At 72.7% G+C, this 25,742-nt stretch carries 16 protein-coding genes and 1 pseudogene; 9 read left to right on the top strand and 8 right to left on the bottom strand.

Annotated elements, in window-relative coordinates:
• Positions 1-50 precede the first annotated feature (50 nt).
• A complete protein-coding gene (locus ACI8AD_RS05485; protein WP_456869516.1) occupies positions 51-1,508 on the top strand; it encodes an oligosaccharide flippase family protein in 1,458 nt (485 codons plus the stop codon).
• Entirely contained in the window at positions 1,505-2,737 is a 1,233-nt protein-coding gene (locus ACI8AD_RS05480) for a glycosyltransferase family 4 protein (RefSeq protein WP_456869515.1), read from the top strand. Before ACI8AD_RS05485 ends, ACI8AD_RS05480 begins: the two co-directional genes overlap by 4 nt.
• Here ACI8AD_RS05480 and ACI8AD_RS05475 read toward each other — a convergent pair.
• A complete protein-coding gene (locus ACI8AD_RS05475) occupies positions 2,718-4,070 on the bottom strand; it encodes a glycosyltransferase (protein WP_456869631.1) in 1,353 nt (450 codons plus the stop codon). The two genes, ACI8AD_RS05480 and ACI8AD_RS05475, sit on opposite strands and share 20 nt — an antisense overlap.
• 230 nt (positions 4,071-4,300) lie before the next feature.
• Here ACI8AD_RS05475 and ACI8AD_RS05470 point away from each other — a divergent pair, with 230 nt between their 5' ends.
• The 4 genes from ACI8AD_RS05470 (at position 4,301) to ACI8AD_RS05455 (ending at position 8,799) form a co-directional block, all read left to right on the top strand.
• Positions 4,301-5,173 carry a glycosyltransferase gene (locus ACI8AD_RS05470; RefSeq protein ID WP_456869514.1) on the top strand — a complete coding sequence of 291 codons (873 nt, stop codon included), beginning with the start codon at positions 4,301-4,303 and terminating at the stop codon, positions 5,171-5,173.
• Positions 5,174-5,351: 178 nt separating this feature from the next.
• Entirely contained in the window at positions 5,352-6,329 is a 978-nt protein-coding gene (locus tag ACI8AD_RS05465; RefSeq protein ID WP_456869513.1) for a glycosyltransferase family 2 protein, read from the top strand.
• Positions 6,330-6,596: 267 nt separating this feature from the next.
• Positions 6,597-7,967, top strand: coding sequence for an O-antigen ligase family protein (locus ACI8AD_RS05460; RefSeq protein WP_456869512.1), 1,371 nt, complete (start codon positions 6,597-6,599; stop codon positions 7,965-7,967).
• Position 7,968: 1 nt separating this feature from the next.
• Complete coding sequence (locus tag ACI8AD_RS05455; protein WP_456869511.1) at positions 7,969-8,799, top strand: hypothetical protein; 831 nt, start codon at positions 7,969-7,971, stop codon at positions 8,797-8,799.
• 37 nt (positions 8,800-8,836) lie between these two features.
• Here ACI8AD_RS05455 and asnB read toward each other — a convergent pair whose 3' ends face one another.
• From asnB to ACI8AD_RS05435, 4 genes are all read right to left on the bottom strand, one after another.
• Positions 8,837-10,708 (bottom strand): asparagine synthase (glutamine-hydrolyzing), encoded by a 1,872-nt coding sequence (gene asnB, locus ACI8AD_RS05450; RefSeq protein WP_456869510.1) that lies wholly within the window; start codon positions 10,706-10,708, stop codon positions 8,837-8,839.
• On the bottom strand, positions 10,708-11,943 hold the full coding sequence (locus ACI8AD_RS05445; protein ID WP_456869509.1) for a glycosyltransferase: 1,236 nt from the start codon (positions 11,941-11,943) through the stop codon (positions 10,708-10,710). Before ACI8AD_RS05445 ends, asnB begins: the two co-directional genes overlap by 1 nt.
• Before the next feature lie 154 nt (positions 11,944-12,097).
• Positions 12,098-13,060: a hypothetical protein gene (locus tag ACI8AD_RS05440; RefSeq protein WP_456869508.1), complete on the bottom strand. Its 963-nt coding sequence runs from the start codon at positions 13,058-13,060 to the stop codon at positions 12,098-12,100.
• A 284-nt stretch (positions 13,061-13,344) separates the two neighbouring features.
• Entirely contained in the window at positions 13,345-15,435 is a 2,091-nt protein-coding gene (locus ACI8AD_RS05435; protein ID WP_456869507.1) for a DUF4082 domain-containing protein, read from the bottom strand.
• 584 nt (positions 15,436-16,019) lie between these two features.
• Here ACI8AD_RS05435 and ACI8AD_RS05430 point away from each other — a divergent pair.
• The 3 genes from ACI8AD_RS05430 (at position 16,020) to mfd (ending at position 22,115) form a co-directional block, all read left to right on the top strand.
• A complete protein-coding gene (locus ACI8AD_RS05430) occupies positions 16,020-17,537 on the top strand; it encodes a glycosyltransferase family 4 protein (RefSeq protein WP_456869506.1) in 1,518 nt (505 codons plus the stop codon).
• 59 nt (positions 17,538-17,596) lie between these two features.
• Positions 17,597-18,397 carry a class I SAM-dependent methyltransferase gene (locus ACI8AD_RS05425; protein ID WP_456869505.1) on the top strand — a complete coding sequence of 267 codons (801 nt, stop codon included), beginning with the start codon at positions 17,597-17,599 and terminating at the stop codon, positions 18,395-18,397.
• Positions 18,398-18,590: 193 nt separating this feature from the next.
• A complete protein-coding gene (mfd, locus tag ACI8AD_RS05420) occupies positions 18,591-22,115 on the top strand; it encodes a transcription-repair coupling factor (RefSeq protein WP_456869504.1) in 3,525 nt (1,174 codons plus the stop codon).
• 2 nt (positions 22,116-22,117) lie between these two features.
• Here the strand turns inward: mfd and ACI8AD_RS05415 are convergent, their stop codons facing one another.
• From ACI8AD_RS05415 to ACI8AD_RS05405, 3 genes and pseudogenes are all read right to left on the bottom strand, one after another.
• Positions 22,118-22,924 carry a thioesterase domain-containing protein gene (locus tag ACI8AD_RS05415; protein ID WP_456869630.1) on the bottom strand — a complete coding sequence of 269 codons (807 nt, stop codon included), beginning with the start codon at positions 22,922-22,924 and terminating at the stop codon, positions 22,118-22,120.
• A pseudogene (locus ACI8AD_RS05410) lies at positions 22,925-25,042 on the bottom strand (acetoacetate--CoA ligase); the annotation flags it as partial.
• Complete coding sequence (locus ACI8AD_RS05405; protein WP_456869503.1) at positions 25,039-25,659, bottom strand: 4'-phosphopantetheinyl transferase family protein; 621 nt, start codon at positions 25,657-25,659, stop codon at positions 25,039-25,041. The gene ACI8AD_RS05405 and the pseudogene ACI8AD_RS05410, both read right to left, overlap by 4 nt.
• Positions 25,660-25,742: the final 83 nt, after the last annotated feature.

Genomic DNA, 25,742 nt, shown 5'->3' with positions numbered 1-25,742 from the left:
GCGAGGAGGCCTCGCTCTTCAATCGTGCGGGGCATGCCCTCGGCTGGAGCGTGGCGAGCACGGCGATCGGCAAGCTGAGCACCCTCGCGATCGGCATCGCACTCGCGCGCATCCTCGGTCCCGAGGAGTTCGGGACGTTCGCCGTCGCCCTCGTGGCGCTGCTGGCCGTCCTCAGCTTCAACGAGCTTGGTGTCAGCCTGGCGATCGTCCGCTGGCCGGGAGAGCCGGAGGACATCGCACCGACCGTCGCCACGCTGTCCGTGGGCTCGAGCCTCGTCACCTATGCCGGCTGCTGGTTCGCGGCACCGGCGTTCAGTGACCTCATGGGCCAGCCCGATGCGACCCCAACGGTCCGGCTGCTCTGCGTGTGCGTGCTCGTCAACGGCCTGGTGGCCGCTCCGGCAGCAGTCCTGCAACGCCAGTTCCGGCAGGACCGCAAGCTCGTCGCCGACCAGGTGACCACGTGGGTCGGCGCCCTCGTCTCGATCGGTTGTGCGCTGGCCGGTGCAGGGGCGATCAGCCTGGCCATCGGGCAGCTCACCGGCGCCGTCGCCGGTGGCGTGCTGCTCGCCGCGTTCGCGCCGTCGGCGCTGCGATTGGGGTTCGACCCCGGACGAGCCCGCGCGCTGCTCCGCTTCGGGCTGCCGCTGGCGGGCTCGAGCATCGTCGTCTTCGCTGTCGGCAACGTCGACCGACTGGTCGTCGGAGCCGTGCTCGGGCCGGTCCCGCTGGGTCTCTACGTCCTCGCGGTCAACCTGGCGAACTGGCCGGTCGCCGTCTTCTCCCAACCCGTCAGGGCAGTCGCTCCGGCCACGCTCGCCCGGCTGCAACACCGTCCCGACGTGATGCGCTCGACCTTCCTCGTGTTCGCGGGCCTGCTCACCGCCGTCACTGCGCCGGTGTGCGCGCTCCTGGGTGGAGCCGCCGAGCCGCTCGTGCGACTGGTCTACGGCACCGTGTGGGCCCCGGCGGCCGAGGCCCTGCCGTGGCTGGCCGCACTCGCCGTGCTGCGGGTGCTGTTCGAGTTGCACTACGACCACCTGGTCGTCCTGGCCCGAACCCGGGCGGTCTTCGCCGCCCAGGTCGTGTGGCTCGCTGCGCTGCTTCCGGCGACGGTCCTGGGTGCGCGGGCAGCCGGAGCGGAGGGAACCGCGGCTGCGTCCCTCCTCGTTGCGGCGCTGGTGGTCGCGCCCGTCTACCTCACCGCGGTGAGCCGGTCGGGGGTCGCTCCCGCCGCGGTCGGTCGGCGGGTCGCCCTGCCGGCCGGGGTCGCCGCCGTCGTGGGAGCGCTCGCGTGGCTCGTGTCCCGGACCGTCGACCCGGACATCGTGGCGCTGGCGACCGCCGCCGTACCGGCAGTCGCGGCGGTCGCGTTGCTGCTGTACCGGGCGCGGGACGACGTCCGGCGGCTCCGCAGTGACCTCGGACGCCAGGAGGTCGCCCCGTCGGTGCCGGCGGTCCCCTCGTCGACCGGGGCCGCGATCTCGACAGGAGGGATCCGCCCGTGAGGCCTCTGCGCGTCCTCGTGTACCCGCACACGATGGAGATCGGCGGCAGCCAGCTCAACGCGCTCGAGATCGCCGCGGCCGTTCGCGATCGCGGACACGAGGTGCTGCTCTACGCGCCCGACGGGGACCTGCTCTCCCACGCCCACGACCTGGGTCTCGAGCACGTACCGGCGGCCACCGCGCCGTTCCACCCCTCGCCCACGGTCACCGCCGACCTGGCGCGCCTGGTGCGCGACCGTGGGCTGGACGTCCTGCACGGTTACGAGTGGCCGCCGGCCCTCGAGGCATTCGCCGTGCGTGCCCTGCGACCGCACGTGGCCGCCGTGGCCACGGTGATGTCCATGGCCGTGCCGCCCTTCCTGCCCTCGTCCATGCCGCTCGTCGTCGGCACCCAGCGGCTGGCCGACCAGGCCCGCCGTGTGCGGCGTGGCCCGGTCCAGCTCCTCGAGCCACCGGTCGACACGCAGGCCAACCGGCCGGGGATCGCCGCGGCCGCGTTCCGCGCCGCGTACCCGGTCGACCCCGGTACCGCCCAGGTCGTCGTCGTGTCCCGGCTCGCACACGAGCTCAAGCTGGAGGGCATCCTCACGGCCGTCCGCGCGGTCGCGGCGCTGACCCGGCACCGGGCCATCCGCCTGGTCGTGGTGGGAGACGGTCCGGCGGCGCCCGAGGTGCGTAGAGCGGTCGACGATGCCAACCACCGCTGCGGCAGAGAAGTGGTCCTGATGACGGGGCAGCTCGCCGACCCGCGAGGCGCCTACGACACGGCAGACGTCTGCCTGGGCATGGGCGGCTCGGCACTCCGGGCCTTGGCTTTCGCGAAACCGCTGGTGGTGCAGGGGGAGGGCGGCTTCTTCGAGCTCCTGACGCCCGACAGCGTCCACACCTTCCTCGAGCAGGGCTGGTACGGGGTGGCCGAGCGTGACCCGGAGGACGCCGCCGCACACCTGAGTACGGTCCTCGCGACCGTCCTCGACGACGGGGACAGGCGCGGACAGCTGGGGGGTTACGGCCGCGAGCTCGTCGAGAGCCGGTTCAGCCTCACGGCTGCGGCTGCGGTGCAGGAGGAGGTCTACCGGCAGGCGATGGCCGGGAGGGCCGGCGCACTCCGCACGGTCACCGAGGGCGTGTCTGCAGCCCGCAGCGTCGTGGGGCACAAGCTCCGGCGCAGAGTGCAGCGCTTGTGGACACACGTGCCCTTGGACGACTTCAACGCCCGCCCGGCCTGATCCCCGCGGCGACGTCGGCAGCGGCGAGGAGTGACTCAGCCCTGGCCGACCAGCTGTTGGCGCGTACGAAGGCGTCCTGCCGGGAGCCCGACGCGCGCGATCTCCCTGCGGAGGCCACACGCCGCGCGGTCGCCGCGAACTCATCAGGCGTGTCGGCGGTCTCGACGAGCCCCGCGGGGACGAGGTCCAGCGCAGGCAGCCGGGTGCTCACCACCGGCAGTCCGGCAGCGAGGTACTCCAACGTCTTGAGGGGAACGCTGGCGAGGTTGAAGTCGGACCGTGCGTACGGGGTGAGTCCGACATCCATCACCCGCAGGTAGGAGGGGAGCTGTTCGAAGGGCCGGGGTCCCGTCCACTGGACGTTGGGGCGACTGAGGAGGGCGGTGACACGCCCCGGCAACAGCGCGGGGTCGAGCGGTCCGACCAGCAGTAGGGAGAGCCCTGTCTCGGCGACGCACTCCAGCATCCGGAGGTCCAACCGAGCGCTGAGCTGTCCGACGACCCCTGCTATGGGTCGGGGAAGTCGGACATCGGCTGCCGGATCGGCCCCGCGCACCCGGTCGCGCAGGCCGGGATCGCAACCGTTCGGGAGCACGAGCGGTCGGTACCCGGCCGCCGCCCAGCGCTGTGCCAGGGACGGCGAGATGGCGATCGGGACGTCCGCGTCCCCCAGTTGTCGTGCCTCCCACTGCTGCAGGAGCCGTGGCGAGATGTCCATCAGTCCGGAACCTGCGACGAAGTCGTCCGTGGCGAAGTACAGACGGGTCTGCGCCCGGAGGGGACGAGGTTGTGCGGTGGCCACCACGACCGTCGACCGGCCGGCCCGGACGTCTGGCAGGGCGGCGCGGATCGCACGGCGGGCGGCGAGGACCGCGCACCAGGCGGACAGCCGCCAGGTCATCCGTCGGTTGGGCCAGGGCGGACCCACGACGTGCACGACCCTGAGCGAGGGCGACACCTCCTCCACCCTCATCGGTCGGACCAGCCCGCGGATCCCGTGGTGACGCACCCACCGGTGCAGCGCTTCCGGCGGTTCGATCCACAGGACCGGCCGTCGGCGGGAGATCTCGGTCGTCAGCAACTTGTCCGTTCCGGTGACCGCGGTCCAGCGCACGCCCGGGAACCACAGGACCGGCGTGCCGTCGAGGTGCCTGCCGTCGACCAGGGGGAGTCCTGTCGTGGTGGAGCGAGGACGTCGGGATCTGCGCCGCCCGCCCCGCTGCCAGGACCGGCCGAGCGGGGCGCTCATCGGGTAGCGCTCGCCATGGCGCGGACGATAGCCCTCCACACCGGGCGGGGTGGCCTCGCGGACCGCGGTGCCGGACCGGCCCATCCCCGCCACGGGTGTGCCAGTATGCGCGACCGCACGGTGGCCACGGGGCGGGAGGCCGGCGTACCCGGTCGACTGGCGCGAGACCCCGGTCGCCCCAGTCGGCGGAGCCGTCGACCAATGCACTCTGGGGGTGTGGTGGAACCGCGAGTCCCAGTCACCAGGCGGCGGGTGCGGCGTCGTCCACACGGGCGGCTCCGGCCGGACCCGGGTCCGGTCAGGAGGTGGGCAGAGTGACCACCCGCGTGGACCATGCGCTGCTGACCCGCTTCAACCTGCCCTCTCAGGGCCACGAGAGCATCGTCAGGGCACGGGACAACTGGCTGCGGGACAGGGTTGAGCTCTTCGAGCGGCACTGCCTTCCTTCTGTCCGGGCCCAGACCAGCCGCGACTTCTCGTGGCTGGTCTACTTCGACGTCGCCAGCCCCGCGTGGCTCCGCGAGTGGATCGCCTCGCACGAGGAGCGCGGTCACTTCCGGCCTCTCTTCAGGGAGGAGGTGCCGCGTTCGGACCTCCTCGCGGACATCCGCGCGGCGACGGGCGGAGTCGCGGGAGCGCTGGTGACGACCAACCTCGACAACGACGACAGCATCGCCCGGGACTTCGTCGCCCGTGTCCAGTCCGCGCCGGTGCCCGGCTCACGGGCAGCGGTCTACGTGGGGGACGGCCTCATCTTGCGGGACGGTCGGTTGTACCGGCGACGGGATCGGTTCAACGCCTTCTGCTCGGTGCGCGAGACCTGGCACGAGCCGGTGACGTGCTGGTCGGAGTGGCACAACCGGTTGCACCGACACATGCCGGTGGTGGTGTTGGGGGGACGACCGGGTTGGGTCCAGGTGGTCCACGGCGGCAACGTCAGCAACCGGGTCCGTGGACGCAGGGTCGGCCCCTCCGCGTACCGGGAGGACTTCCCCGGTGTACTGGAGGAGGTCCCCGAGCCCCGGCGCTCCGAGTGGGTACGGGAGACAGTCGTGGAAGCACCCGTGCGGCTGATCCGTGAGGCGGGGCGCGCCGCCTCGAAACGCGCGGTCGACCGCGTGCTGGGCAGGGACGGACTGGACCGGGTGAAGTCGCTGGTGGAGTCAGCTCGTCGCCGACGTGCCTGACGGGGCCACCGGTGCTGTGTCGTTGTGGATCGCCCGGCAATAGATGCGCCGAGTCGGGCGCGAGGCCGGTGACGCGCCATCTGTTTCGCCGTAGGGTCACCCACCTCTGCGACGTCCGGTCAGCAGGTCTGCCTGGCCGGACGTCGCGCGAGCGCATGCAGATGACGAGCGGGGACCGATGTTCGACGAGCGCCGTCCGGGTGAGCCCGAGGTGGAGGTGGACTGCGCGCTCGTCGTCGTCACCTACAACAGTGCCGTGGACCTGAACAGCCTGCTCGACTCGGTCCCCGCTGCTGCCGGCCACGTCACCGTGCACACGACGGTCGTCGACAACGCCTCCGCCGACGACGTCGAGGGGGTGGTACAGGCCCACGACGACGTCCGGTTGATCCGGTCGAGCGCCAACCTCGGCTACGCCGGAGCGATCAACGTCGCGCTGGCGGAGCTGCCCCCCAGCACCTGGGTGCTCGTCCTCAATCCCGATCTGACCCTGATGCCCCGTGCCATCGAGACCCTCGTCGAGGTGGGTACCCGAGGCGGTGCGGACGTCGTAGTCCCCACCTTGCTGGACACGTCGGGCCGGGTCGCACCGTCCCTGCGCCGAGAACCTGCGCTGCTCCGCGGCTTGGGCGAGGCCCTCCTCGGGGACCACCTGCCTCGACGTCCGGCCTGGTCTGCGGAGATCGTCCGGGACCCGGGCGCCTACCGGCACGAACACGCGGTCGAGTGGGCCACCGGGGCTGCGCTGTTGCTCCGTCGTACGGCGGTGGAGACAGCTGGTCGCTGGGACACCCGCTTCTTCCTGTACTCGGAGGAGACGGACTACTTCCGTCGGCTGCGCGAGGCCGGTCGGACGATCCGGTATACGCCGGCGGCCATCGCGCGGCACCGGGGAGGGGGATCCGGTTCGTCCCCGCAACTTGTCGCTCTCCTCGTGATCAACCGGGTCCGGTACTACCGCAAGTGGCACGGGGCCGCGGCGGTGGGCGCCTACTGGCTGGTCTCCGTCCTCCACTGCCTGCTCCGGATCGGCAAGCCGGGAGAGCGGTCGGCACTGTGGGCCCTGATCTCCCGCCGCGCTCGCGCCGGCCTCCCCGGACCACCGCACGGTCCTGACAGGGTCGACCACGGCCCCGCCCGGTCCGTGGCTGCGTGACGACCAGTGGACGGACGACACGCCTCAGGCCGCAGACACCACCCCGGTGACCCGGGCGGTGGTGCCCTTCCACCACCCCGCAGCCCTGTCGACAGGAGGTCCGGCCGGCCCCGGCACCTGCTGACCACGCCCCACGGTGCCCGCAGCGGTCAGCAGGACCTCACGGTCGCCGAGGTGCTGTCCCACGTGGCTCCCGACGGGATGGCCGGGAGCGCCGTCGACGGGTCGGCGTCCCCAGCCGTCCCGACGGGGGCCGCGAGGGCCGCGATGGAGGACCGTCGGTCCGTCCGGTGGAGTCTCGACCGCACCGAGGCACGTGACGACAAGCAGGCCGTGTTCGCCGTCGGGCTGTACGCCGTGACGCTGTTCGTGTTCCCGTCCAACCTGGTCATCGGGGTCCTCGGCGGCCAGGGGTTCGTGGCGGGACTGGTGGCCCTGACCCTCTTCGGCTGGTGGGTCGTCTCCACCCTCCTCGGGTCCCACGACCCTGTGGCCGTCCGCCACCCGACGCGCGGCGTGCTGGTGTACCTCGCGGTCATGAGCCTGATCTCCTGGGCCCTGACCCCGTTCCACGGCCTCACCGTGACGCAGCAACTGGGCGCGGACCGGTGGTTGGTCATGCTGGCCCAGTACGCGGGCGTGGTCCTCGTGGCCGCCGAGGGACTGAGCCGGCGGGGTCTGATGACCGTCCTGCGACTGACCGTCCTCGGTGCCGCCTTCTGTGCGTTCGTCGCCGTTCTCCAGCTGCTGCTCGACGTCGACCTCAGTGGGATCATCCGTGGCTCGCTACCGGGCTTCAGCGTGGACCTGAGCCACGACGTCTACGAGGACCGGGGAGCGCTCCAGCGGGTGTTCGGTACGTCGGCGCACCCGATCGAGCTCGGTGTCATCTCCGGGATGCTGCTGCCCGTCGCCATCGTCGTCGCCATGCAGGACCGTTCCCGCTCAGCGTTGCGACGGTGGGTGCCGGTTCTGCTCATAGCCCTGGCCATCCCGGCTTCGGTGTCACGCTCGGCGGTGTTGACCGCGGTCGTGTCATCGGCGGTGTTGATCCTGTGCCTGCCGCCGCGTCCGCGCCTGACCGCGCTGGTGATCATCCCGCTGGGCACCTTCGTGGTCGGCCTGATGCGGCCCGGGTACTTCCGGACCCTCGCGGATCTGGTGGGTGCGGGCAGCGCGGACACCTCGGTCTCCGGTCGGCTGGCGGACGTCCCCCTGGTGCAGCGGCTGGTGGCCGAGCACCCGTGGTTCGGCTTCGGGGGCGGGACCTACGTCCCCGGCAACGCTCTGGACATCCTGGACAACCAGTACTTCAAGAGTGCCATCGAGCTCGGGCTCGTCGGTCTCACCGGACTGCTGGCCTGGCTGCTGCTACCGGTCCTGATCGGGATCGACGCGCGGCGCCGATCCGGCGATCCGGGGCTGCGAGCCGTCGCCGGCGCCCTGACAGGTGCGGCGCTCGCCAGCGCCGTCGCCTCCTACACCTTCGACGGACTCGCCTTCAACATGTACGGCGGCCTGCACGCCCTGGTCGTCGGTTGTATCGGAACGTGCTGGCTGCTCGCGCGGGCAGAGAGGCGCCAGGCCTCCTCCGACACCGCGCGTCCCGGCGACTCGGCCCTGCTACGAGGGAGTTGACGTGGACCTGCTCGCGATCATGGCATCACTCTGGCGCCACCGGCTGCTGACCGCGGTGATGGTGACGTTGACCGTGGCGGGTGCGCTCAGTGTGCTCACGCTGGCTCCCCGGGAGTACAACGCCCACGCCTCTTACGTGCTCGTCAACCCGCTGCCGCAGCCCACGCAGAGCGAGGTGGTCGAGGATCCCTCCTTGGCGGAGATCAACTGGGACAACCCCTATCTCCGCTTCGCGAGCGAGGGCACCGTGGGGCAGGTGCTGGCCGGTCGCATGAACGGGAACGGCGTCCGGCAGGCGATGGTGGGGGCCGGCGCCGACGGTGACTACAGCGTGGCGCAGTCACCTACGTCCCTGCAGATCCTGGACGTCGTCGGGACCGGGACCAGCGCACAGGAAGCGGAGCACACACTCGAGCTGGTCAGCCAGCGGATGCAGGACGAGCTGCACGCGATGCAGAAGGTCAACGGGGCCGACGACCGTACGCTCATCACCATCCTCCCCGTCGCAGCGCCGACCGCGGCGCATGTCGTGATCTCGGGCACCATCCGGACGCTCGTGGGCGTGATCGCAGCGGGCGTGCTGGTGCTCTTCGCGGGCATCTCGCTCGCCGAGGCACGGCGCCGGGGTCCGGACGCCCCGGCTGACCCGCTGACGGCACGAGCTGCCCGTGGGCGGAGGACCGGGCGCGGGAGCCCGCCTGCCCACGCCAACGCGCCCGGGGCGCTCGACGACGTGTCGTGGCCGTCCGTCACGGAACCCGTCGGCGACGGTGGGTCACCCCGGGCGACCGTGGATCGTCCCCAGGCCGAGGACCAGACCGTTCGCATCTGACCCGCAGGCCCCGCCCCCGGCCGCGGCCGGGGGTGCCTCACACGGGCACGGAAGCCGACCGGTTCCGACCCAGAACCTCCCTGTGCCAGACCTCGAGCCCCATCAACGTCCACAGGCGGCTGGTCTCGTCGTGCCGACCGGACTCGTGACGGGTGAGGAGTTCCCGGACGGCCTGCCGGTCGAAGACGTCGGAGACGAAGGACGACGGGGAGTCCAGGAGATCACCGGCCATGTCGCGCAGGTCCCCCCCGCGGAACCAGGCATCCAGCGGCACCTTGAACCCGGACTTCCGCCGATCCACGACCTCGTCCGGCAGGTAGCGCCGCGCCACCTCCTTCACGACCCACTTGCCGACGCCTCGCCGGAGCTTGACCGGCGTCGGCAGCGAGAAGGCGAGCTCCACGACGCGCCGATCGAGGAAGGGCGGGCGGAGTTCGAGCGAGGCGGCCATCGACATGCGGTCACCCCGCTCGAGGAGGTTGTCCGCCAGCCACGAGTGGCAGTCCGCGTAGAGCATGCGCCGGACGAGGTCACCTCCGGCGCCGGTGTACTCCGGCGCCGGAGGACGCGAAGGGAGGTCCGCCAGCAGACGGCTGCGCTCGAGGGACGAGAAGGGGGCGAACCAACTCCGCATGCGCTCGGCGGGATCTGCAGCCGACAGGGCACGCGCCAGGACGGCGAACCGAGCCTGACCGGCCGGGAGGACCCGCGCTGCGGCGGTGAGGAGCTGCCCGCGGACAGCCCGCGGGAGGCGGTCGATGCGCGCGGCAACCGCGGCTGCCCGGTACTTGGGGTACCCGGCGAACAGCTCGTCGCTGCCCTCCCCGGACAGTACGACCGTCACGTCCCGCCGGGCGAGCTGCGCGAGGCGGAACACCGCGACGTCAGCCGGTTCGGAGAGCGGTGCATCCCGGTGCCAGGTCAGTTGTGGGAGGAGCGTTGCGAAGTCACCGGCTCCCACGGTGACCTCGTGGTGATCGGCGCCGACGAGCTCCGCCACCCGGCGCGCCCAGCCCAGCTCGTCGACGCGCGGATCACCGAAGCCGGCTGCATAGGTGGAGACGCCCCGGCCACCCCGCGCCTCGGACACGAGCGCGACGATGAGGCTGGAGTCGATGCCCCCGGAGAGGTAGGCCCCCACGGGGACGTCGGCGACGAGGGCCTCGGCGACCGCGACACGCAGTGCGTCGTGCAGGTCATCCACTGCCACGCGGGGATCGGTGACCGATGTCGTGGGCGGTTCCGAGGGGATCTGCCAGTACGGGTGCTCGGTGACGCGACCGGACGGTGTGACGAGCAAGCGGTGGCCTGGCCGCAGCTTCCGCACACCGGCCAGGAGCGTGTGCGGCGCCGGTACGGACCGATGCGCCAGGTAGTCACCCAGGCTGGCCGGATCGACCTCGACCTGAGGCAGCACCGGCAACAGCGCCTTGATCTCGCTGGCGAAGGCGACGATGGTCTCGTCGGCGTACCAGTAGAGCGGCAAGACCCCCATGCGATCCCGGACGAGGTGCAGCTCCCCGGTCGCGGCGTCGTGGATCGCGAACGCGAACTGTCCCCGTAGACGCGTGAGCCCGTCGATGCCCCACCGCCGGTAGGCGGCGAGGACGACCTCGGTGTCCCCGTCCGTGGTCCACGGGTAGTCCCGGCACCACCGGCGCACCTCGCGGTAGTTGAGGACCTCCCCGTTGAAGCTCAGGTGCAGCCGACCCTCGGGCGAGGCCATCGGCTGCGCCGACCCCTCCAGGTCGATGATCGACAGGCGTCGATGGCCCAGACCGAGAGGACCGGAGCACCAGATCCCGTGCCCGTCCGGTCCTCGGTGAACGAGCCGGGCGGTCATCGCCTCGACCACTTCGGGATCGGCCGGACGGCCGTCGAGGTGCAGGATGCCGGCGATCCCACACATCAGGCGGACCCCTCCTGCTGCTCGGCCAGCCTGACGAGATCGTCGGCTCGGGCGTCCCATGACGCTGCCGCCACCGAGGCGCGTCGGCTCACCGGGTCGCCGAGCCCACCGTCCTCCAGGCTGTGCCGGACCAGGCTGATGAACTCGTCCTGGTCTGCCGCGATCCGGATGCGGTCGGCGTATCCCCGGACCTCGGGGAAGTCCGTGCTCACGACCGCGAGGCCCAGCGCCAGGTACTCCTTCAGCTTGATGGGGTTGCACCTGGCGATCCACTCGTTGTCGAGCCACGGCATGAGCGCCACGTCGAAGCCCGCTCCGTACGTGGGCACCTGCTCGTACGGGCGATAGCCGAGCCGGTGGACGTTGGGATGACGGGTGAGTTGTTCCGTGGATCGGTTCGCATCGCCGACGAGGACGAGGCTGGCCTCGGGGAACTCGACGGCGACCCGCTCCAGGAGGTCGAAGTCGACGAGGTAGTCGTCCAGGCCGCCGAAGAAGCCGATGCGAGGGTGTGGGATACCGGCGAGATCGGCGGGCTCGGGGCCGGCGTCCGGGGTGAAGTGGTCGATGTCCACGCCGTGGTCGAGGAACCGCGCGCGATCACCGGTCAGGCGGTCCTCCTCGGTCATCAGTGCCCGACTGACGTACAGGACGCGGTCGGCGTGGTGCAGCAGAGCGTTCTCGAGGGCACCGACGGTCCGCTGGTCGCTCTCCGGGAAGTCGGAGTGCCGGTCGGATCGGTTGTAGACGAGAGCACGACGCTCGAGCGGGCGCACGACGTCCCACGCCGTCGGGATCGTGCACACGATCACCGGGGCGGGGGGCATGCGGAGTAGCCGCATGGCCAGCCGCACCTGGGCCCGTACGCTCCACGCGTTGACACGCCTCAGCAGGGAGTTCCGGTAGAACGGCAGCACGACCGGCGTCATGACGTGGAACTCGGGCGTGTCCCGCAGGGGGCGCCGCAGCAGCTTCGCGGTGCTCGCCGCCTTGCGGCCTATCCGTCGCAGTACCTGGGTACTGCGACCCGGCAGAGGCATCCGCAGCCCGATCGAGTTGACCAGGAGCACGCGACGCGTCCGGGCCACGCGTCGCATCAGCTGGAAGTCGGAGTGGGCCCGGTTGTGGTACCACCAGTCCTGGGCCGAGAAGCAGACGTAGCCCGGCGCCGGCTCGCGCAGGTCCGTGAGGTCCTCTGACTGCCGCTCATCGACCAGCCTCTCCTCGACGTGCATGGCGGGGAGCATGGCCCATGGCCCTCGTCGCGGCCATGGCCTCGCGTCTGGCTCCGCACCGGATGTCGCGGCGGCCGGTTCCAGGTGGAGGTCGGCGTTCACCGATGCACCCGCCGCAGGCGTGGACCTCCGGACTGACACCGGCACGGCTGCGTCACGGGGCACCGAGGGGCTTCCCTCTGGTGTCGGCCCGGCCCGGGTCGTGGAGGTAGTTGTCGGCCCACTCGCTCCACCCGGTGCCGCCCTGCACGTAGGCCGGCCCGTAGCCGGTCCCGCTGAAGCGGTTGTCGACGGCTGCCAGGTTGGCGTAGGTGTGGCCACCGTCCTGGTTCAGGCCCAGCTGGTAGCCGCCTCCTTCCAAGAGGTTCCCGGTGACCGTGAGGTTGTCGATGTCACCGGCCAGGGCCTGCACGAAGAGGGCACCCGTGTCGTTCCCCGAACTGCAGTCGAAGCGGTTGTCCCGCACCACGAGGCGGCGGTCGCCGGATCTGCTCGAGTCGAAGTCCCGGACGGTGAAGGCATCGCTGTGATTCCCCGTCGTTGCACCGTCTCCGTACGCCCTGAGGCGGGTGACGTAGTTGCGTTCGATGAGGCTGCTCCGATCGTGACCGGCGTTCATGATGGCGATGCCGCTGCCCACGTCGTGGACGTAGTTGTTCCTCAGGTCGGCGATGCCGAGGAACCCCGTCGTGAAGGCACCGGCCTGCGCGTCCAACAGCGAGCCGTCGATCTCCGAGTTCGTGATGGTCACGGGCCCCGGGGACACCGGGCACCCGTCCGCCGCCGAACAACGGTTGAAGTCCGTGGTCGTGAGGATCGGCATGCCCGAACCGATCGACGTCGGCTGCACGCAACTCTTGTCGATCGTGATGTCGGCGTTGGACAGGTCGAGCGACTCGGTGATGCGCACCTCCGAGATCACCGAACCCGGAGGTGGCTTGATGCTCCCCGTGTAACGGGGCAGGTCACCGCAGCTCAGGCCGAAGGGTGCCAGGCCCGTGTTGTGAGCGCTGAGCTGCCAGCCCCGCAGCGGTTCTCCCGCGGTGCGGTCCTCGGTGCGGGGTGCGGCGGCGTCAGGCGTCGGCGATGACGGTCCGCTCCGGGTCGTCAGCACCACGACCACACTCGTGCAGAGGACCAGCAGGACCGCGCAGGCGACCAGTCCGGTCCGTCCCAACCGTGGGCGGTGTGCCCTCATGGCGCCGACCCCCGTACCGCCGTGCCGTGGGCCAGGGAGCTTAGGCGGGAGGACGAGGTCAGCTCAACGGGCCGGCGCGTGGCAGGGCTGCCCCGGAGGCGCTGTCGGTCTCCCCTCACCAGCGGACCCTGACGGGGACGTGCCCCGCCCCGGGAGAGGGGTGGGGCACGTCAGCGGGAGCCCGTCAATTGCGGTGGTACCCGTCAGGGCTGGCTGATGGCTGTTCCGCGCCCGTCGGGGGCGTTGGGGTCGAACCGGAAGTTGTCGGCCCAGGTCGCCCAGCCGACACCGGAGTTGACCGCCACCGGGCCCCACGACGTCGGCCGGAAGCGGTTGTCGGTCGCGTGCACGTTGCCGTACACCCCGCCGCTGTTCTCGATGTAGAGGTTGTAGCCGGCGCCCTCGAGGTAGTTCCCCTCGATCCGGACGTTGCGGATGTCCTCCCACGTCGGCTGGATGAACAGGGCGCCGGTGTCATTGCCGGTGCGGCAGTCCAACCGGTTGTTGCTGAAGCGCGCCACGCGTGTGTTCGGTCCGTTGGGGACGAAGTCGCGGATGGTGGCGGCCTCGTTGTGCGAGTCGCCGTCGGCACGCAGGCCGGTCACGTAGTTCTGCTCGGCCACCGCGTCGTGGACATTCCCGGTCCCGAAGAAGCAGATGCCGGAGCCCATGCCGTGGATGTAGTTGCGCTGCAGGACGCCGACCCCGCGGAAGGCGCAGGAGCGTGCGATCTCGGAGGCAGGAGCCAGCGATCCGTCGAACTCGGAGTCGGCGATGAGGACCGATCGCGGTGAGGTCACCTCCCCCCCGCCCGTGGCCCAGTTGTCGTTGAAGACGAGGTTCCGGTTGTCGCCGCGGGTCGGCCGGATGCACGACTTCGTCACCTGGATGTCGCCGTTCGACAGGTCCAGGACGCCGGTAATCCGGACCCCGGAGATCCGAGCCCCGGCCGGCGGCTTCAGGGACCCCGTGTAGGCCGGGAGTGAGTCGCAGGACAGACCGAAGGGCGCGAGTCCCACATTCTTCGCGTCGAGCTGCCAACCCCTCAGCGTGCTGCCGGTGGGAGCGGCAGGTGCCGTGACGGTGGGGTCGGCCTCGTCGTTGTCACCGGCTGTGTTGCAGCCCGGGTCGGCAGGGTGGTCGGCCCGACCGTCGCGGTCGTTGTCCAGGCCGTCGCTGCAGGCGGTGGTCGGCGGAGGAGATACCGGCTGCGGTGTCGTGCCTGCGGTCACCCCGGCCACGAACACGGGGGTGACCAGGTAGTCCGAGGCCGCGTAGGTGCGGGACGGCATCGTGGCCGCCGTTCCGTAGCTGTACACGCCACCGTTCGCCGGAACGGAGAGCGGGCCGCTGGTCTGGGCGGTGCCGCGCGCGTTCGTCACCGCGTCGTAGCGCCCGGTGGGGGCGAGGTAGGAGGCCACGTACGTGCGCCCGGCGACGACCGCCACCGGCTCGTCGAACCACTGCCGGACCGTGCCAGTCGCCGAGGGGATCCGGTTGGACGTGGCCAGCATCGCGCCGGTGGTCGCGTCCCAGAGGTGGACCGCCTGGGCCGTGTTCGCCTTGGACCCGCGCCGGAACTCGACGCCGGTGACGTAGCCGTTGGCTGCGGAGGTGAAGCGCACGCCGAGCGTGACAGAGCGCGTGTCGCTGTCCGCCGTACTCGTCGCGGGGAGGCCGATCCGACGCAGGGGTGACGCGCCGTCGACCTCGGCCACGAAGACCGGGGTCACCTGGTAGTCGGAACCCTGGAAGGTCGAGGCAGGAAACGTGGCGCTGCTGCCGTAGGTGTAGACGCCGGCGTTCGCCGGGGCGTTCAGCGGTCCGGTGGTCTGCGATGTGGTGCGCACGTTCCGCGCGGCGTCGTACCGGCCGGCCGGCGCCAGGTAGGAGGCCACGTACTCGTGCCCTGCCGTCACGGCAACCGGCTCGTCGAACCACTGGTGGACGACGCCGGTGCCGAGGACTGCGCGGCTCGAGGTGGCCAGTCTGGTCCTCGTGGTGGCGTCCCAGAGCTGGACCTCCCGGGCGGTGTTGGCCGACGAGCCCTTGCGGAACTCGACGCCTGTCACCAGCCCGTCGGTCGAGGCGGTGAAGCGGACGCCGAGGGTCACGGAGCGGCTGTCGTCGGCCACGGAGCTCCCGGGCAGTGCGGCGAGCCGGCTGAACGGCGAGGCAGCGTCCGAGGGGAGAGCTGAGGCGAGGCCCGGAGCGACAGCGAGAACGAGCGCTGTGACGAGCGTGCCGAGCAGGAGAGCGCGGTGGATCGAGCGGGATCTGAGGGTGAGCTGCATCAGCAGGGGAGACCTAACGGAGAACGGAGGATCACGCAGCGCGGGAGGTCTCGGCGCTGCGACATGTGGCCGCCGCCCCCGTGCGGACGGCCTCCATGAGGGGCGTCACGACAGTAAGCCACCGTTTGATTTCTCATCGTGACGGAGCGGATGACTGTGACGGGGGTGACAGCTGTTGCCGCCGTCGGCCAGACGTAACGGCCCCGGCGTTGGCACGTGCGACAGAACCCGTCAGCCGACAGGTCCTTCGCGCTCTTGCTTACTGCCGCAGTCCACTCCCCGCTCTGAAGCCGCGGGCGTCACGGGCTGCTGGACGGGAGTCCCTGGACGCTTGCCGGGCCACGGCATTCGGTCTCACTCCGTCGTGACGGTCACTGATCGTGACCCGAACCGTGCGGACGGCGCACGCCGTACCGCGCCTCGGGTTGTTCCCCTGTTGGGGTGGCGTCGTGGGGTCGCGGAGGTCCCTGCGCAGGTCAGCGCGTGGCTAGTGTCCGGCGCGCTCGCCGCGGACGGGACGGTCACGGGGGACCGCCGGTCACTGCGGGTCACCGCGCGCCGTCGTGCTCACCGTGAGGGATGCCATGCCCAAGCGTTCCAGGTCCCGTGTCCTCGTCATCGTGCAGAACCTGCCCGTGCCGCTCGACCGCCGGGTGTGGCTGGAGTGTCAGGCGCTGGTCGCGGACGGGATCGGCGTCTCGGTCATCTGCCCGAAGGGCCCCGGCGACCCGTCGTTCGCGGTGATCGACGGCGTCCCGGTGTACAAGTACCGGCCGGCCCCAGAAACGTCGGGGGCGCTGTCCTACCTCGTCGAGTTCGTCTACTGCTGGGTCCGGACCGCGCTGCTGTCGCTGCGGGTCTGGCGCCGCGACGGCTTCTCGGTCATCCAGGCCTGCAACCCGCCGGACACCTACTGGCTGCTGGCCCGCCTGTGGCGGACGCGCGGGGTCCGTTTCGTCTACGACCAGCACGACCTCAACCCGGAGGTCTTCCGCTCCCGCTTCGGCGAGCCTCAAGGCCTCCGGGCCCGGCTGGAGTACGGCGTGCTGACCTGGCTCGAGCGCTCCACCTACCGCGCCGCAGACGAGGTCATCTCGACCAACGAGTCCTACCGCCGCGTGGCGGTCACCCGCGGGCGCCGGGACCCTGCCCACGTCACGGTCGTCCGCTCGGGTCCCGACACCTCGCGGATGCGTCCCCGTCCCCCGGAGCCGGCGCTGCGGCACGACCGCTCGCTCCTGGTGTACCTCGGGATCATGGGCCCGCAGGACGGCGTGGACATCGCCCTGCACGCGATGGCCGAGCTTGTGCACGCGCGCGGCCGCGACGACGTCCACCTGGCGCTGCTCGGCTTCGGCGACTCCCTCGAGGACCTGCGCCGGCTCGCCACCGAGCTGCGGCTGGACCAGCACGTCACCTTCACCGGCCGGGCGGACGCCGAGATGGTCGCCCGCTACCTGTCCACCGCCGTGATCGGGTTGTGCCCCGACCCGAGCAGCCCGCTCAACGACGTGTCCACGATGAACAAGGTCATGGAGTACATGTCCTTCGCCGTCCCGGTGGTGGCCTTCGACCTGACCGAGACCCGAGTGTCCGCCGGGGACACCGGCGTCCTCGTCGACCCGCGTGCCGGTGCCGCCGGACTGGCAGACGCCGTGGCCGCGTTGCTCGACGACCCCGGCCGCCGGATCGCTCTGTCCCTGGCCGCGCGGCAGCGGGCCGTCGAAGACCTCGACTGGGCGCAGCAGGCCGTCCGCTACGTCGGCGTGCACCGCCGGGCGCTCGGGATGCAGGACGCGGTCGGGACCGTGTCACCTCGCAAGGTCCACACCGCCGTGCCCGCGGAGCCGGACGCCGAATCGCTGAGGGCGCTCGTCGCGACCCGCACGCCTCCCGGTGCCCTGCAGGGCGACGACCGCAGGGACCGGGTCGTCCCCAGCCCGCGTCCCGCTGCGGGGACCGGAGCACGGCCTGCCGACCGTTCTGGTACCACAGGCTCGCTGACGGCCCGTCCGACGGCGGCGGACCTGCGACCTGTGGCGGTGGCCGGACCACCAGGGACCACGGCCTTCCGGAGTGCGGCCCCGGAGTCGCCGGCATGAACGTTGGCGGCAGGCTGCGCGATCACCTCATCAGGGCGGGTCGAGCCGTCGCTCGTGACGTGGTCACACCTCCATACACGGCGCCGGGCCACTACTCCAACCCCGCGACGACGCCTGCGGACCGGGAGCGGGCCATCGCCAGACGCAGCCGGCCGTCGAAGGCGATCGACCTCCGGGAGGGCGACCAACGACGACTCGCGGAGCAGCTCGACCTCAGCCGCCCACCGTCCGACCGCTGGATCCCCGACAACTCCATGTACGGCGCTGCCGACGCGTCCGTCCTCCGGGGCATGCTGTTGCACCTCCGCCCGCGGCGGGTCGTCGAGATCGGATCCGGATACTCCACGGCGCTGGTCCTCGACGTGGCCGAACGGCACCTGCCCGACCTGCGCCTCACGTGCGTCGAGCCCTACGCGGACCGGCTCCGCTCTCGACTGCGGCCGGGCGACGCCGACCGGCTGACCCTGCACGAGAGACCTGTCCAGGACGTAGGGGTCGAGGTGCTGACCGGGGACCTCGCCGCGGGCGACGTCCTGTTCATCGACTCGAGCCACGTCGTCAAGGCGGGGTCGGACGTCGCTTGGCTGTTGCTGCGCGTCCTGCCGGAGCTCCCGGACGGCGTCCTGGTGCACGTCCACGACGTGCACTGGCCCTTCGAGTACCCGGACCAGTGGCTGCGGGAGGGGCGGGACTGGAACGAGGCGTACTTCCTCGAGGCGTTCCTGGCCTACAACGAGCGCTTTCGTGTCCTGTTGTTCGCCGACTGGCTCGCGACCGAGCACCCCGACCTCGTCGCTCCCGAGAACCGGGGCGTGCGCGGTGGCGCCATTTGGCTGGAGAAGGTCGCTCCACGGGCTTGAGGCCGAGCTGCCGGGCCGTGTCGCGAGACGGACGACGCCCGCCGGCGATCGTCCCGCAGCTCACCGGCAGTAGGGCCGGTCCCTCTCGTGTGCACCCCGGCGGGGCCGGCGCCGGCCGTCTAGCCTGGGAGGGGGCCCGGCGCCGCACTCGGCGGCGCTCTCTGCGGGCCGTCGTCCCCAGGAGGAAGTCCCCGTGAGCCTGCGCGGCGTGCTCGACGTCGTCCTCAGCGATCCCGGCACGGCCCGCGTGGTCGCCGCCGCGGGGTCGGCCGAGCTCGCCGTCCCGGCCCCGCCGCCGGTGCAGCCGCTGGTCGCCGCCGCGCTGGCCGCGGCGGAGCCCGGGGCGGACGTGCCGGTCCTGCTCGTGACCACCGGCGAGCGCGACGCCGACGTCGCCGCCGACCTGCTGCGCTGCTTCCTGCCCGACCGCCGGGTGGAGACCTTCCCGGCGTGGGAGACGCTGCCGCACGAGCGGCTCTCCCCGCGGGCCGACACGGTGGGCCGCCGGCTGGCGGTGCTGCGCGACCTGACCGACCCGGGCCAGAACGGCCGGATCGACGTGCTGGTCGCGCCGGTCCGCAGCGTGCTGCAGCCGCTGGCCCCGGGCCTGGGCGACCTCGTGCCGGTCGAGCTGCGCCCCGGCGACACCGTCGAGCTCGACGACGTCGCCCGCGCCCTGGCCGACGCCGCCTACACCCGCGTGGAGCTGGTGGAGAAGCGCGGCGAGTTCGCCGTCCGCGGCGGCCTGCTCGACGTCTTCCCGCCCACCGAGCCGCACCCGGTCCGGGTGGAGTTCTGGGGCGACGAGGTCGACGAGCTGCGGTACTTCTCCGCCGCCGACCAGCGCTCCCTCGACGACCGGCCCGAGCGGCTGTGGGCCCCGCCGTGCCGCGAGCTGCTGCTCACCGACGCCGTCCGGGCGCGCGCCGCGGAGCTGGCCGCCGAGCACCCCGGCCTCGCGGAGGTCCTCGGCAAGCTCGCCGAGGGCATCGCCGTCGAGGGCATGGAGTCGCTCACGCCCGCGCTCGTCGAGGGCGACCTGCAGCTGCTCACCGACCTGGTGCCCGCCGGCACGCACGTGCTCGTCGCCGACCCCGAGCGGGTGCGCAGCCGCGCCGCCGACCTGGTCCGCACCGCCGAGGAGTTCCTCGCCGCGTCCTGGGCCACCGCCGCGGTGTCGGGGGAGGCCCCGCTGGACCTCGGCGCGTCGTCGTTCCGCACCCTCGAGGACGTCGAGGCCGCCGCCCGCTCCCGCGGCCTGCCGTGGTGGACCACCGGCGCCTTCACCCTCGGCGACGACGACGCCGCGCTGCAGGCCACCACCGTCGAGCGCTTCGCCGGCGACCTCGACCGCGCCGTCGGGACGCTGCGCGACTGGACCCGCGAGGGCTGGCGGGTCGTGCTGACCTTCGCCGGGCCCGGTCCGGCCCAGCGCGCGGCCGAGCAGCTCGGCGCCGCCGACCTCGGCGTGCGGCTGGTGCCCGGCCTCGAGTCCGCGCCCGAGGCGGGGCTGACCTCCATCACCCAGGGCAACCTGGAGTCCGGCTTCACCCTCCCCGGCGTGAAGCTGGCGCTGGTCACCGAGCACGACCTCACCGGTCAGCGCGGCACCACGATGCGCGACGCGCAGAAGATGCCCGCGCGCCGCCGCAACGCCGTCGACCTGGTGCAGCTGCAGCCCGGCGACCTCGTCGTGCACGAGCACCACGGCATCGGCCGCTACATCGAGATGGTCAGCCGCACCGTCAACGGCGGGCAGCGCGACTACCTCATCGTCGAGTACGCCCCGTCCAAACGGAACCAGCCGCCGGACCGGCTGTTCGTGCCGACCGACGCCCTCGACCAGCTCACCCGCTACGTCGGCGGCGAGCAGCCGGCGCTGTCCAAGCTCGGCGGCGCCGACTGGCAGAAGACCAAGGGCCAGGCCCGCAAGGCGGTCAAGCAGATCGCCGCCGAGCTCATCCGCCTCTACTCCGCCCGCATGGCCACCAAGGGGCACGCCTTCGGCCCGGACAGCGTCTGGCAGCGGGAGCTCGAGGACGCCTTCCCGTTCCAGGAGACGCCCGACCAGCTCGGCGCCATCGACGAGGTCAAGCGGGACATGGAGAACCCGGTCCCGATGGACCGGGTCATCTGCGGCGACGTCGGCTACGGCAAGACCGAGATCGCCGTGCGCGCCGCGTTCAAGGCGGTGCAGGACGGCAAGCAGGTCGCCGTCCTCGTGCCGACGACGCTGCTGGCCAACCAGCACTTCAAGACCTTCTCCGAGCGGATGGCCCAGTTCCCGGTGACGGTGAAGGTGCTGTCCCGGTTCCAGTCCGACGCCGAGAGCGCCGAGACGCTGCGGCAGCTCGCCGCCGGCGAGGTCGACGTCCTGGTGGGCACCCACCGGCTGCTGCAGCAGACCACCCGGTTCAAGGACCTCGGGCTGGTCATCGTCGACGAGGAGCAGCGCTTCGGCGTCGAGCACAAGGAGTACCTCAAGACGATGCGGACGGCCGTCGACGTGCTGTCGATGTCGGCCACCCCCATCCCGCGCACGCTGGAGATGAGCCTGACCGGCATCCGCGAGATGTCGACGATCCTCACCCCGCCCGAGGAGCGGCACCCGGTGCTCACCTACGTGGGCGCCTGGGACGACAAGCAGATGGCCGCCGCGATCCGCCGCGAGCTGCTGCGCGACGGCCAGGTCTTCGTCATCCACAACCGGGTGCAGTCGATCGACAAGGCCGCGGCGAAGATCCGGCAGCTGGTGCCCGAGGCGCGGGTGGCCGTCGGCCACGGCCAGATGAAGGAGCACGAGCTCGAGCGCATCATGGTCGGCTTCTGGGAGAAGGAGTACGACGTCCTGGTCGCGACGACGATCGTCGAGTCCGGCCTGGACATCCCGAACGCCAACACCCTGGTCGTCGACCGCGCCGACACCTTCGGCCTCTCGCAGCTGCACCAGATCCGCGGCCGCGTGGGCCGCGGCCGCGAGCGGGCCTACGCCTACTTCACCTACGACCCCTCCCGGCCGCTGACCGAGACCTCGGTCGACCGGCTGACCACCATCGCGCACAACACCGACCTCGGCGCCGGCATGGCCGTGGCGATGAAGGACCTCGAGATCCGCGGCGCGGGCAACCTGCTCGGCGGGGAGCAGTCCGGGCACATCGCCGGCGTCGGCTTCGACCTGTACGTGCGGCTGGTCGGCGAGGCGGTGGCCGACTACCGCGCCCAGGTCACCGGCGAGCAGGCGCCCGCCGAGCCGGTCGAGGTCCGGGTGGACCTGCCGGTCGACGCGCACCTGCCGCACGACTACGTGCCCGGCGAGCGGCTGCGGATGGAGGCCTACCGCAAGGTCGCCTCGGTGCAGGACGACGACCAGGCCCAGGCCGTGCTCGACGAGCTGACCGACCGCTACGGCGCCCCGCCGGCCCCGGTGCTCAACCTGCTCGCGGTGGCCCGCTTCCGCGCGGCGATGCGGGCCCTCGGCGTCACCGAGGTGTCGCTGCAGGGCCGGGCCATCCGGGTCTCGCCGGTGTCCCTGCGCGAGTCCCAGCAGATGCGGCTGTCCCGCTTGGCCGACGGCGCCACCTACAAGTCCACCGTCTCGACGGTGTCGCTGAAGGTGCCGGTCGGCCCAGACCGGCGCACCCCGCTGCGCGACGTCGCGCTGCTCGAGCACCTGCACTCGCTGCTGAAGGCGGTGCTCGAGCAGCCGATCGCCGCCTGAGCTCAGTCGAGGGCGGCGGAGACCTCCGCGGCCAGCGTGCCGACGTGCCGGTCGCTGAGCATCCCGATCCGCTCGTCGTCGAGGTCGCCGTGGTAGCCGGGGACGTCGACCACCCGCAGCTCGCCGACCCTGCGCCGCCAGGCGCCCAGGGTCCGCGACGCCGCGGCGCGGGAGCCCGCGGCGAGGAAGTAGCGGACCGGGCCGTCGAAGCGGCCGGGCCGGTAGGCCTCCGACACCTCCTGCGTCCCGAGGAAGAACGCCAGCTCGGGGTCGGGGGCCGCGGCGCCGGCCACGGGTGCGGCGGGCCGGCGCCGGCCGGTCAGCCGGCGCAGCGCCCCCTGGAGCGCCCCCTGGAGCGCCGCCCGCAGCGTAGCCCGGCGGCCGGCCCAGCGGACCCGCTCGGACTCGAACCGGCTGAGCGCCGCCCGTGGCGGGCGGGCGTCGAGCAGACCCAGACAGCCGATCTCCTCCCCGGCCGCCCGGAGCCGGGTCGCGACGTCGTAGGCGACCAGGCCGCCGAAGGAGTAGCCGAGCAGCGTGTAGGGCCCCTCCGGCTGGGCGCCGCGCACCTGCTCCAGGGCGTCGGCGGCGACCTCCTCGATGGTGCGGTGCCGTCCCGTGGCGTCCCGCAGCGGCAGCCGCAGGCCCAGCACCGGCCGGGTGGTGGCGAGCCGGTCCACCAGCCCCGCGTACAGGTTCAGCTGACCCCAGGCGTCCGGGACGAGGAAGACCGGGCGGCCCTCCCCGGCCCGCAGCTCGGCCACCCCCGCGGGCGCGGCGGTGAGCGCGGCCGCCGCGGCCCGGGCCAGGCCGGCCGGCGTCGGGTCCTCCGCGAAGCGCTGCACCGGGACGTCGGCGTCGAGCTCCAGCCGCACCCGCCGCAGCAGGCTCAGCACCTGGCGGGAGGTGCCGCCGAGGTCGGACCAGTCGTCGTCGGGGGCGGCCGAGCGCACGCCGAGCACCTCGCACCAGATGCGCGCGACCCGGGCGTCGAGCCCGTCGTCCTCCTCCGGCGCGGCCGGGACGGCGGCGGCGTCGACCGCGCGGCGGATCTCGTCGAGGCAGCCGGGGTTGCGCAGCGCGACGGCGTTGGCGATCGGGTCGCCGTTGACCGCGTCGCGGGCGGCGCGCTCGGAGCGCTTGCCGTTGTGGGTCAGCGGGAGCTCGCCCACCGCGACGACCAGCGAGGGCACGTGGGCGGCGGAGGCCTCCCGGCGCAGCGTGCGCCGGATCGTGCGGTCCAGCCCGCCGTCGAGCCGGGCGCCGGGCCGCAGCACCACGAGCAGCACCATCCGGGAACCGCCGGGCCGGCCGTCGTCGCGCTGCTCCACGGCCGTCGCGTCGGCGACCTCGGGCAGCTGCCGCAGCACCGTGTAGATCTCGCTGGGCCCGATGCGCAGCCCGTCGATGTTGAGGACGCCGTCGGAGCGCCCGTGCAGCCGTGAGGACCCGTCGGGGTCGAACTCGACGAGGTCGCCGTGGGTCCACATCCCCGGGTGGTCGGCGAAGTAGGCGGCGTGGAAGCGGCTGCCGTCGGGGTCGCGGAGGAACCCGACGGGACGGCTGGGGAAGGGCCGCCGGCAGACCAGCTCGCCGACCTGCCCGACGACCTCGGTGCCGTCCTCGTCGACGGCCGCGACGTCCATCCCGAGGCTGCGGGTCTGGCAGCGGCCCCGCCGGACCGGGACGTCGGGGGCGCCGAGCACGAAGCAGCCGATGATGTCGGTGCCCCCGGAGACCGACTGCACCGGCACCGGCCCGACGGCCTCGGCCACCCAGTCGAACTGCCAGTCGTGCAGGACGGCGCCCGTGGAGAGCACCGCCCGCAGTCCCGACAGGTCGAGGTCCTCCGCGGGCCGGTGACCGGCGTCCTGGCACAGCTGCAGGTAGGCCGGGCTGGTGCCGAACACCGTCACGCGGTGGTCGGCGGCGAGCCGCCACAGCGTCTCCGGGCCGGCGACGGGGCCGTCGTAGACGACGACCGAGGCGCCGGTGGCCAGGGCCGACAGCTGCCAGTTCCACATCATCCAGGCGGTGGTGGTGTGGAAGTACAGCGTGTCGCCGGGGCCCAGGTCGACGTGCAGCCGGTGCTCCTTGACGTGCTCGAGCACCGTGCCGCCGACCCCGTGCACCATCGCCTTGGGCGGGCCGGTGGTGCCCGAGGAGAACATCACGAACAGCGGCGTGTCGAAGGCGTGGCGCGGCCACCCGGTCGCGGGCTCGGCGTCCGCGGTCGCGTCGGCCAGCCGGTCGACCGGCAGGTCCAGCTCCGGCAGCGGCCGGTCGTCGAGCAGCAGCACCCGGCGCAGGGTCGGCAGGCCGGCGACGACCTCGCCCACCACGTCGTCGGGGACCGCCCGGCGGTCGAGGACGAGCAGGGCCGGCTCGACCTGCGCGAAGCGGCCGAGCAGGGACGCCGCGCCCATGTCCGGCGCGGCGGTGGAGACGGCGGCCCCGATCGCGGCCACGGCGAGGGCGACGACGGCCGTCTCGCCGGTGTTGGCCGCGATCAGCACGACCCGGTCGCCCTCGGCCAGCCCGAGCCGTCGCAGGGCGGTCACCGTCCGCGCCACGGCGTCGCGCAGCGCGCCGCGGGTCCAGCGCTCGGCCGGTCGGTCGGCGTGCACCGCGGTGAGCGCGGGGGCGTCGTCCCCGGCGTCGTCCAGCGGCCGCAGCAGCACCTCGGCGTAGTTCAGCCGCAGGTCGGGGAAGAAGCGGGCGGTCTCCACGTCGGTGCCGGTGAGGACGGTGTCGGCCGAGCCCGACCACGGCAGCTCCGACCAGTCTAGCAGCGTGCGCCAGAAGAGCTCGGGCTGCTCGACGGAGAACGCGTGGAGGGCGCCGGGCGCGTCCAGCGCGGTCCCGGTCACCTCCTCGCAGCGAGCCCGGAAGCGCGCGAGCTGGGGAACGGCGGGGGCGAGCGTCATCGGGGGGTCTCCTCGTCCGGGGCGGCCGCCAGGCTGGCCACCCACCCGTCGGGCACGGGCACGTCGTGCAGGGTCCAGCCGGCCACCGGTCCGCCGGTGCGCCCGACGCCGGTGACCACGGTGGCCGGGTCGTCGTGCAGGCCGGTCCCGCGGGCCTTGAGGACGGCCTCCTTGCGGGTCCAGGCGCGGGTCGCCGCGACCGGGCGGGCGTGCGGCGGCAGGAGGGCGATGGCCCGCAGCTCGGTGGGGTGCAGCCAGCCCTCCCCGGCCACGGCCGGCGTCCAGGGCGCCACGGGCTCCACGTCGACGCCGATCCGGCGGCCGCGGCCCACCGCGACCAGCCCCAGCGCGCCGGCGGCCGAGCAGCCGGCGTCCAGGCCCGTCGCCGCCGGCAGCTCCGGGCGGCCCGTGGCGGCCGTGGTCAGCGGCACCCGGCGGGGGTCGGTGCCCAGCTCGGCCGCCAGCACGGTCCGCAGCGCGGCGCGCAGCAGGACCCGGCGCCGGTGGACGGCCGGCGTCCCGCGCCGGGCGCGCGCCCGCTCCCCGGGGGCGAGCAGGGCCTCCGCGCGGGCCAGCTCCTCGTCGCCGGCCACCAGGGGCACGACGGTGACGGTCACGCCCGGCGCCACCGTGCACGCGGGCACGGGGGCGGGCGGCGGCATGCCGGCGATGCTCGCAGCGGCCGCGCCCGCGGCCATCA

Source organism: Geodermatophilus sp. SYSU D00766 (genome assembly GCF_054049915.1).
The sequence above is the reverse complement of the archived record's forward strand: the minus strand, read 5'-3'. Positions and strand labels throughout refer to the sequence as shown.